The sequence below is a fragment of the Halobaculum sp. P14 genome (genome assembly GCF_051195155.1).
In the GTDB taxonomy this organism is placed as follows: domain Archaea; phylum Halobacteriota; class Halobacteria; order Halobacteriales; family Haloferacaceae; genus JBNTKA01.
On the sequence record NZ_JBNTKB010000002.1, the window covers coordinates 83557 to 98626 of the forward strand.

The window sequence follows — 15070 nt, forward strand, 5'->3', positions numbered from 1 at the left end:
ACGGCTCGTGACTGTCCCCGCGGCTCGGCCAGCGTCTCGGCCGACCGGCTCGACCGCTTCGTCAGGTCTGGAGCGGCGGCTCCGCGGCGGTCCCGGCCGAACCGGGGTCGGCGTCAGCGTCGTCGACGCCGAGCGCGCGACCCACCGCGTCCGACACCGGCGTCGACGGCGCGTCGCCGCCGACGTGGTCGTGGAGCGCGGCGCCGTCCGCGGCGACGAGCGGCGCGCGGAAGGCGTCGACGAACGCCGCCGCGTCGGCGGCGTCGACGTCGGCCGCCGAGGCGACCCAGCGCGCCGAGAGTCGACGCGCGGCCACCGGCACCGGCAGCGCGTACAGCCGCCCGCCGAGCGCCGCCCGAATCCGCCGCAGCAGCGACCCGAACGTCACCACGTCCGGCCCGCCGACGTCGAAGGTTCCGCCGGCGGCGTCGACCGCGGCGACGAGCGACGCGACCAGGTCGTCGACGGCGACCGGCTGGCAGTCGGTGCGGACCCACCGCGGCGTCACCGCGACGGCGTGCCGCGCCGCGAGCCGCCGCGCGATCTCGAAGCTCCGCACCCCGGCGCCGACCACGACGCCCGTCCGGAGCGTCGTCACGGCCGTCTCCGCCGCGGGAGCGCCACCGCCGGCAGCAACGTCGGCAGTCGTGTCGTCCGACTCGGCTTCGTCGCCGTCGGCGTCGCTGTCGGACGTGCCGGGGTCGCGGTCGCCGAGCGCGCCGAGCGTAACGATTCGGTCGACGCCGGCGGCCGCGGCGGCGTCGGCTGCGGCGGTGGCGACCGCGCGGGACTCGTCGGTCGGGAGGAGCGGGTCGTCGCCGAGGACGTACGCGGCGTCGACGGCGACGGCGGTGAGGAGGCGGGCGAGCGACTGGCCGGCGGTCGCGGAGGCGCCGGTGACCAGCCGGAACGACTCCGGGGCGGCCGGGTCGCCTTCGATGACGCGGACGTCGTCGCCGACGTCGACCGCGTCCGCGTCGCGGACCAGCACGACCGGCTCGTGGCCGGCGGCGGCGAGCGCCGGGACGAGCCGACCGCCGACCGGCCCGGCCGCGTCGGTCACGAGGACTCGCATACCGTGCGTATCGGCACCGGCTGACATAACCCCTTTGTCGCGCAGATTTCGTCGCCGCCCCGCGTGAGAACTGGGCGGCTCCGGCGCCGCGGCTCCGACTCGCCGACCCGTCGACGCCGCGGCGTTTATCCGGCGGCGGAGCGGAGCCGACGTATGGCGAAACGCCGCTGTGACGGCTGCGGGCAGCGTGTCAGAGTCGGCGGCGGCATCGGCGACCTGTGGTCGTTCGAGTCCGGCAGCACGCGGGGGCTGACGCTGGAGTTACGCGACGGCGCCGAGCGGTTCCTCTGTTACGACTGCATCGACCGGCTCCCGGACGACGAGCCGGTCACGGCGGACCACGTCGACGCCCTCGGCGACGCGGACCCGTAGCGGCGCCCGAACCTCGGCGCCGGCGCCGGGGTCGCTATCCGACACCCTTACCCTCGCGCCGGCGGTTCCATCCACCGAACAGTGGACCCCGACCGCATCCGTTCGTCGTTCCCGGCGCCCTCCTACCGCGGGAACCAGGAGGCCGCGCTGGCCGACATCCGCGACGCGTTCGCCGCCGGCAACGACGTCGTGCTGGTCCGCGCGCCGACCGGGAGCGGGAAGTCGTTGCTCGCGCGCGCGATCGCGGGCGCCGCGCGGACCGTCGAGGAGGCGTCGCCGGCGCAGGCCACCGGCGCATACTACACGACGCCGCAGGTGTCCCAGCTCGACGACGTCGCCGCGGACGACCTGCTCGACGACCTCAACGTCATCCGCGGGAAGTCCAACTACACCTGCATCCTGCCGGGCGAGGAGACGACGCCGGTGAACCAGGCGCCGTGCGCCCGCCAGCGCGGCTACGACTGCTCCGTGAAACACCGGTGTCCGTACTACTCCGACCGGGCCATCGCGTCGAACCGGTCCATCGCGGCGATGACGCTCGCGTACTTCATGCAGACCGCCGGCTCGGACGTGTTCCGGAAGCGCGACGTCGTCGTCGTCGACGAGGCGCACGGCCTCGCGGAGTGGGCCGAGATGTACGCCGCCATCGAACTCAGCCCGGAGACAGTACCGGTCTGGGACGACGTCACCGTCCCGGACGTCACCAACGCCGAGGTCGGTCCGGTCGAACGCACCTCCCGGTTCGCCGAGCAGCTCGCCGGCGTCTGCGAGCGCGCGAAAGACGACCTGCTCGCGCGCGACGAACTGACGCCGGAGCAGGCGGCGCGCCGCGACCGGCTGCAGGAGCTCCGTTCGGAGCTGAACTACTTCGTCGAGGACTACCGGGACCGGGACTCGGCGACGACGTGGGTGGTCGACCAGCCGGGCGGCGCGGACAGCCCGCTCACCGTGAAGCCGCTCGACCCCGAGAAGTACCTCAGCCACACCGTCTGGGAGCGCGGCAACAAGTTCGCGCTGCTGTCCGCGACGATTCTGAACAAGGCGGCGTTCTGCCGGCAGGTCGGCCTCGACCCTGACCGCGTCGCGCTCGTCGACGTCGGACACACCTTCCCGGTGGAGAACCGGCCGCTGTACGACGTGACGCAGGGGAAGATGACGTACGAGCACCGCGACGAGACGCTGCCGAAGGTCGCGCGGCTCTGCCTCCAGCTGATGGCGCGCCACCCCGACGAGAAGGGGCTGATTCACGCGCACAGCTACGCCATCGCGGACCGGCTCGCCGAGAAGTTCCGCGAGTTCGGCGTCGCCGCCCGCGTCCGGACGCACGGCCGCGCCGACCGCGACGCCCAACTCGAGGAGTGGAAGGCGACCGACCGCCCGGAGGTGTTCGTCTCCGTGAAGATGGAGGAGGCGCTCGACCTGCGCGGCGACCTCTGCCGCTGGCAGGTGCTGTGTAAGGCGCCGTACCTCAACACCGGCGACTCGCGGGTCGCGCGGCGGCTCGAAGAGGGGCAGTGGGCGTGGTACCACCGCGCCGCGCTGCGAACCGTGATTCAGGCGTGCGGCCGCGTCGTCCGCGCGCCGGACGACTACGGCGACACGTACCTCGCGGATTCGAGCCTGCTGGACCTGTTCGACCGCGCGGAGCACGACACGCCGTCGTGGTTCCGCGACCAGGTCGACCGGCTGTCGACGCCGGACCTCCCCGAGTTCGACCCGGCGGCCGCGCTCGCCGGCGTCGACGCCGAACCGGGGCCGAGCGGCATCGCCGGCGGCTCCCCCGGCGGAACGCGCAGCGGCCGTAACGCCGGCGGACGCAGCGGCCGCGGCGGCAGCAGTAGCAGCGCCGGCGGTGAACGCGGCGGCTCCGGGTCGACGTCGCGGTCCACCGGCTCCGCGTCCGGCTCGTCCACCGCCTCGTCTTCTTCGTCCTCGTCCCCTTCCTCCGACGGCGACGACGACCCGATGGCGGACCATCCGCTGTCGGACGTCTGGGGCGAGTAGCGGCCGCGGCGACACCGCGGTGTTCTACGTTTCCGCCCGACAGCGACGCCCTCCAACATCGGCCGAGCCGTGGGGAGTGCCTAGTACGTGGGAGAATACCGTCCGCACGCTCCGGCGCCCTCCATGACATATTATCTCACGAAGGATTATGTATCACCTTCCACATTGAGTGGACATGAGCCGGCAGGCGGCCCAGACGGCGCTGACGCTGTACGACGCGGGAACACTGACAGCCGCGCAGGCGGCCCGGCGCGCGGGCGTGTCCGAGCGGCGGTTCGCGGCGCTGTGCGAGCGGTTCGGCGTGGACCGCCCGGCCCCGCAGGCTGCGGCGTCGTCGACGCGGCCCGCGAACGCCGACTGAGAGCCGAGCAGCGACCATCCGAGCGGAGCCGAGACTACCCGGCACTTTTCGCGCAGTCGACCGGAGAAACAGCGGCAGGTCTCGCGGAGCGGCGTCGGTTCGGTCAGTCCTCGTCGTCGGGCAGCACGTACAGCCCGGCGTCGGTCTTCAGCGCGGGGACGTCGTCGGCGTCGGCGTCGAAGTAGTCCGGCTTCGGCACCGTCACTGACTCGAACGTCTCCGGGTCGAGCACCTGCACCGCGTTGTCGTCCTCGACGGCGACGACGGTGGTGTCGGCGGCGTCGTCGGCTTCGCCGACCTTCTCCGCGTCCGGGGTTTCGCCCTCCTCGAACGACGCCTCGTAGTGGTCGCCGGAGGCCAGCCTGACGCCCTTCAGGTTCCCCTGGACGGACCGGACGAGCACGGGGCCGTCGCCGTCGTCCGGGTCGATGACGTCGCCGGGGCGGAACTTCGGGAGCCGGACCGGGAAGGTGACGCGGTACACCTCGTTGCCGTCGCCGTCCTCCGTGACGAGCGTCGGCGCCTCGGTGAAACTGCCGCCGAGCCGGTCGGTGACGCGGGTCGCGACGGCCTTCCCGAGCTTGTTCGTCGAGAGCTTGATGTCCTTCCCCTCCGGCTGGTCGATGATCTCGGTGACGAACGCGTCGCGGTCGCCGTCGGCCTCCCGGCGCTGGACGAGCGACTCGGCGATGTCGACGGCTTCGCGCTGCTCGTCGGCGTCGGGGACGCGGTCGCGGCCTCGAATCTGGACCTCGGCGGCGTAGCTGCCGCCGGCGACGCGGCCGCAGCGCTGGCAGGTCTGTCGGGATATCTTCACGGGGACGACGACCTCCTCGGTGACGGGGGTGTCGCGGACGACGCCGGAGAACTGACAGTGCATCCGGATGGTGTTCTGGTCGACCTGTTCGGGGTCGACGCCCCACTGCATCTGCTCGGCGTTGACGTGGACCGCGAGCGCCTCCGACACCTCGTCGACGGCGACGTCGGTGTAGTCGCGGGCGCCGACGTCGACCCAGCGGTTGCCGCGGTGGACCGCGCCGCAGCCCGAACACACCATCACTTCGATGCGGTCGGGCGCGTCCACCAGGTCGAAGTCCTCGAAGTAGCAGGCGTCACACAGCATCCGGTCGCGCTCGCGCGGCGCGCCCGGGAGCGGCTCCTCCCGCTCGGGTACGGCGTCGCCGCACCGCGGACAGAACTCCCGGGAGCCACGAGATTCGCTCATGTTGGCCGTCGTAGGCGACTCCGCGGTTTAAGCGGCCCGGCTGGCTCCGGCCGTTCTCGGCTGCGCTGACTCGTCCGCGGCGGCGCCGCCTCAGCCCGCCGACGGCGTCGCGGTCGCGGTGGCGGCGTCCGCGCCTCTGGCACCGGAGTCGGCGCCGCCGGGCGCGTCAGCGCGGTCCGTTCGGCGCTGCTCGTCGCCCGACCCCGCGCCGGGGTCGGCGCTTCCGTCACCGCTGCTGTTCCCGTCCGCGCCGTCCGCCGCGCCCGAGGCGCCCGCTCCGGCGGACGAACCGTTGCCGGCGCCGCCGGAGCCGCCGCTGGACGAGTCACCGGCTGCAGAAGACCCTTCGCCCGCAGACGTCGCGTTTCCCGCCGAGCGGTTCGCCGCGCCGGCGTCTCGGTCGCCGCCGGCGTCTCGGTCGCCGCCGGCGTTCGACCGGTTCGCTGCCGCGCCGCCGCCGCCGACGGTGCGGTTCGCGCGGTCGGCCTGCTCGCCGGCGCCGCGGGAACTGTTCGTCGCGTTTCCGGGCGTCTCCGGCGGCTCGCCCGGCGCGTCGCCGCCGGCGTCCTCAGGCGGGCCGCGTCGGTCGCCGTCCGACTCGTTCCCCCGCCCGCGGTTCCCCGGGGCTTCCGGCGGGCCGCCGAACCCGGAGCCGACGCGCTCGCCGGCGATTTCGCGGGCGGCTTCGGCCGCCTCGCCGTCGTTCATCGCCGCCGCGCCGCGCCGGAGCTGCCGGAGCGCCGTGACGTTCACGCCGTGCTCCCGCAGCGTCTCGGCGGGGAGCCGGTCTGCCACCTCGGCGGTCGTGTTGAGCTGGCGTTCGAGCGCCCGTGACTCGGCGACGACCCGCGCCAGTTTGGACCGGTATTCGGCGCGGGACATCGTCCCGTTCTGGTACTGCGCCCGCAGCGTCTCGCGGCGTTCGCGAAGCGCCTGCAGCCGGTCGCGTGCCGACGCGGACTCGGCGGCGACGACCGCGGCCGTCGAGGCGTTCGAGTCCGCCGCGGCGAGCCGCTGGCTGAGCGCGCGGCTCGCGACTTCGCCGTCGATTTCGGCGCCCTGAACGCCGACGACGCCGGCGAACGTCGCGCCGGGCTGTTGCCCGCCGGACTCCTGTGCGACCGCCGCGGTCGCCGGGACTCCGGCCGCGAGCACCGCGGCGACCACGAACAGCACCGTCAAGCGTCGCATATCTCACCCGACGCGCTCCGCCCACTAATACCGTCCACTCCCTTCCGTCGGATTTACCGCGGTTAAGCGACGTTAAGCCGCGCCGACCGTGCGGCTCCACCCCGGCGCCCGTCAGCGGTTTCGCGGGCCGTCCCCGTCGTCTGCGTCGCCACCGTCGTCGGTGTCGTCTGCGTCGTCGGCGACGGGGTCGCTGCCGGGGAACTGCTCGTCCTCCTCGGGGAGCCGGAGGACGTTCTCGCGGCCGAGCCGGAAGCTCTCCAGTTCGCCGGCGTCGCGGAGCTGCCCGACGACCTGGCTCGTCCGGGCGGCGCTCCACCCGAGTTCCTCGGTCACCTCGGCCTGCTTCATCCGGCCGCCGCGCTCCGCCACCAGCCTGAGCACCCGTTCGCGCGGGCTCAGCAGCTCCGCCGGCGTCTCGGACGCAGCACCCCCCGATTCCGGCTCAGCTTCCTCAGTTCCTCCGGCTTCCTCGGCCTCTTCGGCGGCTTCGGCGGCTCCGCCGCCTGCTTCGGCTCCGGAGGCAGCCGTCGACTCCGCGGCCGTCTCCTCGTCGCCGGACGCTGCGTCTGCCGCGGCTGCGCCGGAGCCCGTGTCCCGGGCGGCTTCGCCGTGTTCGTGGCTGCGGTCGAGCGGGAAGGCGCCGCGGCGTCGGAGCAGCGCGGCGCCCGCGACGCCGAGCAGGACGACGACGGCGAGCGCGAGATACGCCGGCCGAATCGGGAGCGCGGACGTCGGGGCCACGACCACCCGGGGCTGATTCGGCCCGAAGTCGCGCTCGCCGCGCCACGTCACGTAGGTGTCGCCGCGGTCGTCGGGGTTCGGGTCGACCGAGCGGAGTTCGTAGCCGTCGGGCCACGACACGGTGAACGAGGTTCCGGCGTCGAGGTACAGGCCGGCGAGCGCGTCGCCGGCGACCAGCCGGTTCCCCTCGGTCGCCGCGAAGTTCGTCCACCGGAACCGGTAGACGACGTAGCCGTACCGCGTCGGCACCTGCTGGATTCGGGTCGTCACGGAGACGTTCGTAATCGACATCTCGCGTCCGGTCGCGTTCTCGGCGACCGCTGCGGTCGACCGCATCCGGGCGGCGAACTGGTCGGTGTACGCGGACGTGTTCGCGCGGACATCCGCCTGGAGTTCGCGGAACGCCGCGGTCGTGTTCTCGTCGTCGAGGCGGACCTGATACGAGAGGGTCCAGGCGGCGTCGCCGTCGGCCGCCACGTCGGCGCGCATCGACACCTGGTCGGCCTCGACGTCGCCGGTCTGCGCGAAGCCGCCGTCGGCGAAGCCGCTCGCCGCCCCGGCCGGCGCGACGACCGACCCGAGGAGGGCTGCGACGAGCAGCGCCGCGACGGCTCGATGCATACTCCCGGGTGTGCCCGGCCGACTCAAAACGGTTGTCACCGCGGACGCCCGGTGACAGCCGGGAGACAGGACCGCGGAGCGTCCGGCGCAGCGCGGCCCCCCCCGCGTTTTTGTTCTCAGGCGCCGAGACCGGGCGTATGGACGTCGAAGACCTGCTGAAGCTGGTGCTCGTACTCGTCGTCGTGTGGCTCGTCGTCGAAATCATCACCGAGGTGCTCGGCTTCGCGCTCGGCGTCGTCAGCGCGCTCCCGTCGATACTCGGCGTCGTCGTCGTGGTGCTCATCGTGCTGTGGCTGCTCGACCGCATCTGAGCCGGTGGACAGCCTGAACGCGCCCGTCCCGGCCGCCGTGCAGCGACTCGCCGCGGCGCTCCGCGACGACCTCGGCGGCTTCCGGTCGGTCCGCGACCGCCACACGCTCGTCGTGAAGCGACTCGGCGACGCCGCGGCGACGGACCGCGGGCCGGAGCCGCGAGACGACACGGCGGCGGCTGCGGCGCTCCGCGAGACGCTTCGACCCGTGTTGCGCGACACCGACCCGTTCCCGGCGCGCGTCGACGGCCTCGACGTGCTCGCCGCGCCGAGCGGCGACGCCGTCGTCTCCCTCTCGGTCGACAGCCCCGGACTGGTCCGGCTGCACCGCCGGCTCGCCGCCGAGTTCGGCGCCGTCGACCGCGTCGAGGGCGACGCGTACCTGCCGCACGTCACGCTCGCCCGCGGCTGGAGCGGACCCGGGAACGAAAATGGGGACGGGAGCCGGAACGGAGACGGGAGCGAGAACGGGAGCGCGGACGCGTCGCTCCGGGCGGTGACGGCGCGGCTCCGCGGCAGAATCGAATCGGCGGTGCCGGTCGAGTGGACCGTCGACGAACTCGGCCTGTGGAGCCGCGAGTACCGCGAGTTCGTCTGGCGCGAGCCGCTCGGCTGAGCCGCGACTCGGTCGGCCGAACGTAGTCGAACCGCTCGACGGTGGGCGGCCGCGTCGCCGTCAGCGGTTCAGCGTGTGAATCGCCTGCCCCAGCGCGTTCTCGGCCGCCTCCATCACCGCCTCCGCGAGCGTCGGGTGGGTGTGGACGGTGGCGGCGACGTCTTCGAGCGTCGCGCCCATCTCGATGGCGAGCGCGAGCTCCGCGATCAGTTCGGAGGCGTCCGGGCCGACGATCTGCCCGCCGAGCACGAACCCGGACTCCTCGTCGGCGACGACGCGGACGAAGCCGTCGGTGTCGCCGGTCGTCATGGCGCGGCCGGAGGCGTTGAACGGCATCTGCCCGACGACCGGGTCGAAGCCGTCGTCGGCCGCCTCCGCTTCCGTGAGGCCGACGGTCGCGATCTCCGGGTCGGTGAACACGGCCGCCGGAATCGCCTGCTGGTCGAGCGCCGCCGGCTCACCGGCCGCCGCTTCGGCGGCGACGATGCCCTCCTTGCTGGCCTTGTGCGCGAGCATCGGCTCGCCGGCGACGTCGCCGACGGCGAACACGTGCTCGACGTCCGTCCGGGCCTGGTGGTCCGTTTCGAGGAAGCCGTCGTCGTTCGGTTCGAGCCCGATTTCGTCGAGGTCGAGCGTGTCCGTGACCGGCGAGCGGCCGACGGCGACCAGCACCGCGTCGGCCTGGTACTCGCTGCGGTCCCCGGCCTCGGTTTCGGTGGCGACCGTGACGCCCTCGCCGTTCTCGTACCACTCGGCGGCGCCCTCGCCGAAGTTGAACTCGACGCCGAGGCCCTCGGCGCGCCGCCGCACGACGCTCCGGACGTCCTCCTCGTACCCCGGGAGGACGTCGTCGAGCATCTCGACGACCGTGACGTCGGTGCCGAGTTTCGCGAGCATCGTCGACAGCTCCATGCCGATGTAGCCGGCGCCGACGACGACGAGCCGGTCCGGCGTCTCGGTCATGCCGAGCAGGTCCCGCGAGGAGAGGACGTTCTCGCCGTCGAACTCGAACCCCGGAATCTGGACGGGGCGCGACCCGGTGGCGATGACGGCGTTGTCGAACTCGATGGACTCGCTGCCCTGCCCGTCGCCGCCGTGCGCGACGCGGAGCCGGTTCTCGTCGGCGAACGTCGCGGTGCCCTGCACGAGGTTGACGCCGTTCGCCTTGCAGAGCTTCTCGACGCCGCCGGTGAGCTGGTCGACGACGCCCTGCTTCCACTCTTGCATCTGCCTGACGTCGACCGCCGGGTCGGCGTGGATGCCCATCTCCTCGGCGGACCCCGCCTCGTGGGCGACGTCGGCGCCGTGAATGAACGCCTTCGACGGGATGCAGCCGTGGTTCAAGCAGGTGCCGCCGTAGGCGTCCCGCTCGATGAGCGTCGTGTCGAGCCCGTGCTGTGCCGCGCGGATGGCGGCGACGTAGCCGCCCGGCCCCGCGCCGATGACTGCGACGTCCGTCCCGGTGGAGATGTCTCCGACGACCATGCCCCGCCGTTCCGCCCCCGGGGCCATAAACAGGCAGGAATTGCGGCCGCCCGCGCCGCGTCGCCCGGCCACACCACGCCGGGTTTCCCGCGGCCCTCCATCGTGGCTGAGGCCCTCCCTCGCGATCGAGACCCTCCACTATGACCGAGACCGTCATCGTGGCGCGCGGCGGCCGCGCTGCGTCGCGGCCGGGAGCGCGCGAGGGGCGGCGGCGCGGCCGAGCGGCAGCGAGGGCGCGCCGGCGTCGGCTGGGGAGGGCGAGGCCGCCGTCGTGCAGGCCCGCGGCCCGGACTCCGGAACCGCCGTCAGCGCCGGCAGTCGCGCGGTTTATCCGGCTCAGCGCCCTTCCGCCGAGTATGCCCTTCGAGAACCGGCCGAACTGCGACGCCGAGGTCGTCCTGGTCGGCCGGTCGAACGTCGGGAAGTCGACGCTGATGCGCGAACTCACCGGCCACGACTTCACGACCGGGAAGAAGCCCGGCGTCACCCGGCAGCCGAACCACTACGACTGGTCAAGCGAGAGCTTCATGTTCACCGACCTGCCCGGGTTCGGCTTCATGTCCGGCGTCGAAGCCGACCACCGCGAAGCCATCAAGACCGACGTCGTCCGGTACGTCGAGGAGAACGCCGACAGCATCCTCGCCGGCGTCCTCGTCATCGACGGCAAGAGCGTCATCGACATCATCGACCGGCACAGCGGCGACGGCGAAATCCCGCACGACGTCGAACTGTTCGGCTTCCTGCAGGACGTCGACGTCCAACCGGTCGTCGCCGTCAACAAGATGGACAAAGTCGACGACCGAGACGAACGCCTGAACGAACTCTGCGACCGCCTCGGGCTGTACCCGCCGTGGCAGCAGTGGGACGAAATCGCGCCCGTCACCGCCAAACGCGGCAGCATCGGCCCGCTGCGCGAGGCGCTCCGCGACGTGTTCCACGACCACAACCGCGACGACCTGCTGAAGTTCGTCGCCTGACCCGCCGCGGTTCGACGCTGCCCGGCGCCGTCCGGCGACGCAGCCGGCGGTTCGAGGACAACCTTCTTGGCCGGCGCTGCGTCTCATCCGGTATGCATCGGCCCGCAATCGACGACGACCACATCGCGGACGCCGTCGAGCGCAGCGGCTTTGGCGACCACGACGTCCGCGTCGGGCTGCGCGTCGTCCACGACGCGGTCCGCGACCGGCTCGCCGCCGAACGCGAACGCAGCGCCGACCCCGACCGGCTCGACCACCACGTCCGCGAAGCCCCCGGCTCGTCGTGGTTCGCGTTCGACCTCGACGAGCTGCGCGACGCCGTCACCGCCGCCGGCTACGAACTCGACGAGGGGCTGCTCGCCGTCGTCGCCGCCGTGAACCTCGCGGCGTTCCAGGCCGAATACGACCGGACGCTGGCGTTCCCGCGGTCGGTCACCGAGGACCGCGACCAGCCGTTCTTCTTCCCGGTGTACGTCGAAACCGGGGCCGAACCCGGAGCCGAATCCGGCGACGGCGCGGTCGGCCGCGGCGCTGCCGACGACGGCGCGGCCGGGACTGACGCAGCCGGCGACACTGCCACCGCCGCCGACGCGCTGGACCGCATCGGGGCGTACCTCGACGCCGGCGCCGACGCGGCCGCCGCCCTCGACGCCTACGCCGTCAGCGACGCCGGCGCCGACCCGGCGGACTGGGCGGCGCGCCGCGGCGTCGACCCGGACACCGTCCGAGCCAACGCCGACAGCGTCGCCGCCGCGGTCGGCGAGAGCGGGTCCGCCGACGGAACCGGAACCGACGCCGGGGGCGCCGCCGGCGACGCTGCCGGCGCTCCGGAGACGTATCCGAGCGGCGGCATCGAGGCCGTCCCGGCGTCCGAGGCGCCGAACGGCGTCTACGACCCGGAGACCGACCGGCTGTTCATCCCGACTGACGACCAGTTACAGGCCGCCCGCGACGTCGACGACGCCACCGGCCTCGACGGCTGAGAACCGCCGGCGGCCGCGTCGCCGTCAGCGGTCCAGGTACTCCTGTTGAACCTCGACGACCTCGCCGGAGTCGGCGCAGTCGGCGTACCGCCGCAGCGGCTCGTCGTTGAGTTCGAGGAACGTCTCGCCCCACGTGAACTTCGCGAGAACCCGCTCGGCGTGCTCGCGGTCGCCGAAGACGCACAGCGCCGCCGCGAGCGCCTCCACGGTCGTCAGCTTCATCGGCCGGCCGAAGTTCACGGGGTTCGCGGCGACGAGGTACGGCAGCGCGCGGTGCTCTCCCGGCAGCGAGAACATCGCTTCGCCCGCCGACTCCCACGAGCAGTCCAGCGCGACGAGCGCGTCGTCCGACTCCGCGGCGGCGACGCCGTCCGGTGCGTCCGCCGGAGAGAGCGCCCGCTCGGCGTGCGGATTCAACACGACGCCGTACGGCGTCTCGCGGTCCGACCGGTGCAGCGACGCGAGGTCGAACCGGTCGAGCTTCCGGGCCGTGCACTTGTCGGGGTCGTCGTCGCCCTCGTACCGGACGTGCAGCTCCACACGCCGTCTCGGCGGCCGCCGCGGATAAGCGGTGCGTTCAGCGGGGCGCACAGCGGCGCACTCAGCGGGGCGTTCGGCGCGGAAACCGAGCCTGGCGGTGGACCGGCGCGGCCGTCCGATTCAAGCACCCGCGGCCGAACCAGCACCCATGACCGACGACGACCGCGGAGCCGCCGTCCGGACGTACTACCGAGCCATCGACGACGGCGCCTACGACGACCTCGCCTCGCTGCTCGCGGCCGACTTCGTCCACCGGCGGCCCGACCGGACGCTGGAGGGCCGCGACCGGTTCGTCCGGTTCATGCGCGACGAGCGGCCGAACCCGGACACCGTCCACTCGGTAGACGCCGTCTACGCCGACGCCGACGCCGACTCCGGGGAGCGCGCGGCGCGCGGCCGCCTGTTCGACGCCGGCGGCGAGGAACTGTTCGCGTTCGTGGACGTGTTCCGGTTCGACGACGCGGACCGACTGGTCGAACTTCGGACGTTCACCCGATAATCGCGTGACACTGACCCACACGATGGGGATTTGTTTCTCCTGTCTCCCGCAGAAACCACGGCAGACAACTATGACACTTCGGACAGATTTGCTGCGACGAAAGGCCTCTACGTGCTGCGGTTTTGTGTATCTTCTAGTCATATCAGAATTTGTGGGAAATGTCTGCCGGGACTTTATGCAGTCGGCACCCGTCAGTGGTCGTGTATGCCGGGCAACGGACCATACGCAGACAGTCGAACCGTACAGGAATCCAACGGCGGCTTCACGGTCTCCATCCCGAAGGAGATCGTGGAGCGCTACGAACTCGAACAGGGCGACCAGGTGTGGTGGACGGACGACCCCACCGACGACCGGCCGAGCTTCGTCCCGCCCGAGCAGCTGAAGTGACGCGCGGCCGGGCGACGGCCGACGGACCGCGGACGGCCAGTATCGGGCAGCCGTCCCCCGCGGACGCGTCAGGGCGCGTCCGCACCAGCCGTTCTTCTGACGCCGCCGCCGACCGTCGAGCCGCGTCGCCGACGACAGCGGCTCCTGGTCTGCACCGCACCGTGTCGCGCCGACCGCCGAGCGGCGCTACTCCTTCTCGCCGGCGCCGACCGCGGACTCGCCGACCTTCTCGCCGCCTTCGATGACCTCGCGGCCGCCCATGTACGGCTGGAGCGGCTCGGGGACGTCGACGGTGCCGTCCTCGTTCTGGTAGTACTCCAGAATCGCGACGACGACGCGCGGCACCGCCAGCCCGGAGCCGTTCAGCGTGTGGAGGTACTCGGCGCTCTCGTGGCGCTCCGGCCGGTACCGCAAGCCGGCGCGTCGCGCCTGGAAGTCCTCGAAGTTCGACACCGACGACACCTCCAGCCAGCGGCCGCCGGCGTCCGGCCCGTCGGGCATGTCGTCGCCGGGCGCCCACACCTCGATGTCGTACTTCTTCGCCTGCGTGAACCCGAGGTCGCCGGTGCACATCTCCAGAATCCGGTACGGCAGGCCGAGGCGCCGCAGCACCTCCTCGGCCTCGTCGAGCAGTTCGTGGAACCGCTCGTCGCTGCGCTCCGGCCGGACGAAGTTCACCATCTCCACCTTGTTGAACTGGTGGACGCGGACGATGCCGCGGGTCTCGGTGCCGTGTTCGCCGGCCTCCCGCCGGAAGTTCGGCGTGTACGCCTGGTGTTTCAGCGGCAGGTCGTCGTCCAGCAGAATCTCGTCGCGGTACATGTTCGTCACCGGGACCTCCGCGGTCGGCAGCAGCCACAGGTCGTCGTCGTCGTACGCCGCCGGGTCGGTGTCGCCGACCGGATAGGCGTCCTCGGTGAACTTCGGGAACTGCCCGGTGCCCTCCATCGACGCGCTGTTCACCGGAATCGGCGGGAACACGTCGACGTACCCCTGCTCGCGGTGCACCTCCAGCATGAACTGGATGAGCGCGTGCTCCAGCATCGCGCCCTCCCCCTTCGCGAAGTAGAAGCCGCCGCCGGCGACTTTCGCGCCGCGGTCGAAGTCGAGGACGTCCAGTTCCTCGCCGAGGTCGTAGTGCGGCGTCACCGGCTCCGGGAGGTCGCGCAGGTCGTCGAACCCTTCGCGTCGCCGCTCGACGTTCTCGTCCTCGTCGGCGCCGACCGGGACGTCGTCCTGCGGAATCTGCGGGATGCGCAGCATCGCCTCGTGGAGTTCCGCCTCCAGTTCGTCCGCGCGCTCCTCGATTTCGGCGAGTTCGGCTTTCAGCTCCTGGCTGCGCTCGATGGCCTCCTGAGCCGCCTCCTCGTCGCCCTCCTGTTTCAGTCGGCCGATCTTCGAGGACACCTCGTTGCGTTCGTGCCGCAGCGTGTCGCCGCGCCCCTTCAGTTCGCGCCACTCCTCGTCGAGTTCGATGACGCGGTCGAGGTCGACGTCCTCGACGCCCTTCTGTTCGAGCGCCGTCCGCACCGTCTCCGGCTCCTCTCGGAGCAGCTGCCGCGAAATCATTGCGCGACGGTTCTGGGGGGCGCCGCAAAACCGTGTCGGGTCCGTTCGAACGAGTGGCACGGACCCGCGAAAAAGGAGCGACCGGCCGCGCGAACGGCGGTGACGCCGGCGGT

General features: G+C 72.4%; 16 protein-coding genes. 9 read left to right on the forward strand and 7 right to left on the reverse strand.

The annotated features are described in order from the left end of the window. Positions 1-61 precede the first annotated feature (61 nt). Positions 62-1075, reverse strand: a complete 1014-nt coding sequence (locus ACQUS7_RS05490) for an NAD(P)H-binding protein (RefSeq protein ID WP_435145399.1) — start codon at positions 1073-1075, stop codon at positions 62-64. Positions 1076-1228: 153 nt separating this feature from the next. Between ACQUS7_RS05490 and ACQUS7_RS05495 the strand changes: the two genes are divergently transcribed. The 3 genes from ACQUS7_RS05495 (at position 1229) to ACQUS7_RS05505 (ending at position 3812) form a co-directional block, all read left to right on the forward strand. Continuing rightward, a complete protein-coding gene (locus tag ACQUS7_RS05495) occupies positions 1229-1447 on the forward strand; it encodes a DUF7561 family protein (protein ID WP_435123838.1) in 219 nt (72 codons plus the stop codon). A gap of 81 nt (positions 1448-1528) precedes the next feature. Beyond that, the gene (locus ACQUS7_RS05500) at positions 1529-3451 is read left to right on the forward strand and encodes a helicase C-terminal domain-containing protein (protein ID WP_435145402.1); all 1923 of its coding nucleotides are present in this window, start codon (positions 1529-1531) and stop codon (positions 3449-3451) included. 175 nt (positions 3452-3626) lie between these two features. Continuing rightward, complete coding sequence (locus tag ACQUS7_RS05505) at positions 3627-3812, forward strand: hypothetical protein (RefSeq protein WP_435123842.1); 186 nt, start codon at positions 3627-3629, stop codon at positions 3810-3812. A 103-nt stretch (positions 3813-3915) separates the two neighbouring features. Here the strand turns inward: ACQUS7_RS05505 and ACQUS7_RS05510 are convergent, their stop codons facing one another. The 3 genes from ACQUS7_RS05510 to ACQUS7_RS05520 form a co-directional block, all read right to left on the reverse strand. Then, positions 3916-5037 carry a 60S ribosomal export protein NMD3 gene (locus ACQUS7_RS05510; RefSeq protein ID WP_435145405.1) on the reverse strand — a complete coding sequence of 374 codons (1122 nt, stop codon included), beginning with the start codon at positions 5035-5037 and terminating at the stop codon, positions 3916-3918. 90 nt (positions 5038-5127) lie between these two features. Further along, on the reverse strand, positions 5128-6228 hold the full coding sequence (locus ACQUS7_RS05515; RefSeq protein WP_435145408.1) for a DUF7096 domain-containing protein: 1101 nt from the start codon (positions 6226-6228) through the stop codon (positions 5128-5130). 111 nt (positions 6229-6339) lie between these two features. Beyond that, a complete protein-coding gene (locus ACQUS7_RS05520) occupies positions 6340-7590 on the reverse strand; it encodes a helix-turn-helix transcriptional regulator (protein WP_435145411.1) in 1251 nt (416 codons plus the stop codon). A 137-nt stretch (positions 7591-7727) separates the two neighbouring features. Here ACQUS7_RS05520 and ACQUS7_RS05525 point away from each other — a divergent pair, with 137 nt between their 5' ends. Together ACQUS7_RS05525 and ACQUS7_RS05530 are read left to right on the forward strand one after the other, a co-directional pair. Next, on the forward strand, positions 7728-7901 hold the full coding sequence (locus ACQUS7_RS05525; protein WP_435123848.1) for a DUF7554 family protein: 174 nt from the start codon (positions 7728-7730) through the stop codon (positions 7899-7901). A gap of 4 nt (positions 7902-7905) precedes the next feature. After that, a complete protein-coding gene (locus ACQUS7_RS05530; protein ID WP_435145414.1) occupies positions 7906-8517 on the forward strand; it encodes a 2'-5' RNA ligase family protein in 612 nt (203 codons plus the stop codon). Between the two features lie 60 nt (positions 8518-8577). Here the strand turns inward: ACQUS7_RS05530 and lpdA are convergent, their stop codons facing one another. After that, entirely contained in the window at positions 8578-10002 is a 1425-nt protein-coding gene (gene lpdA / locus ACQUS7_RS05535) for a dihydrolipoyl dehydrogenase (protein ID WP_435123852.1), read from the reverse strand. Positions 10003-10358: 356 nt separating this feature from the next. On the opposite strand from lpdA, the gene engB reads away from it, so the two are divergent. After that, positions 10359-10979: a GTP-binding protein EngB gene (gene engB / locus ACQUS7_RS05540; RefSeq protein ID WP_435123853.1), complete on the forward strand. Its 621-nt coding sequence runs from the start codon at positions 10359-10361 to the stop codon at positions 10977-10979. Positions 10980-11071: 92 nt separating this feature from the next. After that, entirely contained in the window at positions 11072-11962 is an 891-nt protein-coding gene (locus ACQUS7_RS05545) for a hypothetical protein (protein ID WP_435145418.1), read from the forward strand. 24 nt (positions 11963-11986) lie between these two features. Here the strand turns inward: ACQUS7_RS05545 and ACQUS7_RS05550 are convergent, their stop codons facing one another. After that, positions 11987-12502 carry a DUF367 family protein gene (locus ACQUS7_RS05550; RefSeq protein ID WP_435145421.1) on the reverse strand — a complete coding sequence of 172 codons (516 nt, stop codon included), beginning with the start codon at positions 12500-12502 and terminating at the stop codon, positions 11987-11989. A 148-nt stretch (positions 12503-12650) separates the two neighbouring features. Between ACQUS7_RS05550 and ACQUS7_RS05555 the strand changes: the two genes are divergently transcribed. Together ACQUS7_RS05555 and ACQUS7_RS05560 are read left to right on the forward strand one after the other, a co-directional pair. Further along, positions 12651-13001, forward strand: coding sequence for a nuclear transport factor 2 family protein (locus ACQUS7_RS05555; RefSeq protein WP_435145424.1), 351 nt, complete (start codon positions 12651-12653; stop codon positions 12999-13001). A gap of 204 nt (positions 13002-13205) precedes the next feature. Continuing rightward, on the forward strand, positions 13206-13388 hold the full coding sequence (locus ACQUS7_RS05560) for an AbrB/MazE/SpoVT family DNA-binding domain-containing protein (protein WP_435123859.1): 183 nt from the start codon (positions 13206-13208) through the stop codon (positions 13386-13388). Between the two features lie 186 nt (positions 13389-13574). On the opposite strand, the gene serS is transcribed toward ACQUS7_RS05560, so the two are convergent. Continuing rightward, the gene (gene serS, locus ACQUS7_RS05565; RefSeq protein WP_435145426.1) at positions 13575-14957 is read right to left on the reverse strand and encodes a serine--tRNA ligase; all 1383 of its coding nucleotides are present in this window, start codon (positions 14955-14957) and stop codon (positions 13575-13577) included. Between the last annotated feature and the right edge of the window lie 113 nt (positions 14958-15070).

Excerpts from the sequence above, each read along its gene's own strand:
- ACQUS7_RS05525 (WP_435123848.1), top strand. The coding sequence starts at position 7,728 with ATGGACGTCGAAGACCTGCTGAAGCTGGTGCTCGTACTCGTCGTCGTG.
- ACQUS7_RS05515 (WP_435145408.1), bottom strand. The coding sequence starts at position 6,228 with ATGCGACGCTTGACGGTGCTGTTCGTGGTCGCCGCGGTGCTCGCGGCC.
- ACQUS7_RS05490 (WP_435145399.1), bottom strand. The coding sequence starts at position 1,075 with ATGCGAGTCCTCGTGACCGACGCGGCCGGGCCGGTCGGCGGTCGGCTC.
- ACQUS7_RS05505 (WP_435123842.1), top strand. The coding sequence starts at position 3,627 with ATGAGCCGGCAGGCGGCCCAGACGGCGCTGACGCTGTACGACGCGGGA.
- ACQUS7_RS05545 (WP_435145418.1), top strand. The coding sequence starts at position 11,072 with ATGCATCGGCCCGCAATCGACGACGACCACATCGCGGACGCCGTCGAG.
- serS (WP_435145426.1), bottom strand. The coding sequence starts at position 14,957 with ATGATTTCGCGGCAGCTGCTCCGAGAGGAGCCGGAGACGGTGCGGACG.
- ACQUS7_RS05495 (WP_435123838.1), top strand. The coding sequence starts at position 1,229 with ATGGCGAAACGCCGCTGTGACGGCTGCGGGCAGCGTGTCAGAGTCGGC.
- ACQUS7_RS05510 (WP_435145405.1), bottom strand. The coding sequence starts at position 5,037 with ATGAGCGAATCTCGTGGCTCCCGGGAGTTCTGTCCGCGGTGCGGCGAC.
- lpdA (WP_435123852.1), bottom strand. The coding sequence starts at position 10,002 with ATGGTCGTCGGAGACATCTCCACCGGGACGGACGTCGCAGTCATCGGC.
- ACQUS7_RS05560 (WP_435123859.1), top strand. The coding sequence starts at position 13,206 with ATGCCGGGCAACGGACCATACGCAGACAGTCGAACCGTACAGGAATCC.
- engB (WP_435123853.1), top strand. The coding sequence starts at position 10,359 with ATGCCCTTCGAGAACCGGCCGAACTGCGACGCCGAGGTCGTCCTGGTC.
- ACQUS7_RS05555 (WP_435145424.1), top strand. The coding sequence starts at position 12,651 with ATGACCGACGACGACCGCGGAGCCGCCGTCCGGACGTACTACCGAGCC.
- ACQUS7_RS05520 (WP_435145411.1), bottom strand. The coding sequence starts at position 7,590 with ATGCATCGAGCCGTCGCGGCGCTGCTCGTCGCAGCCCTCCTCGGGTCG.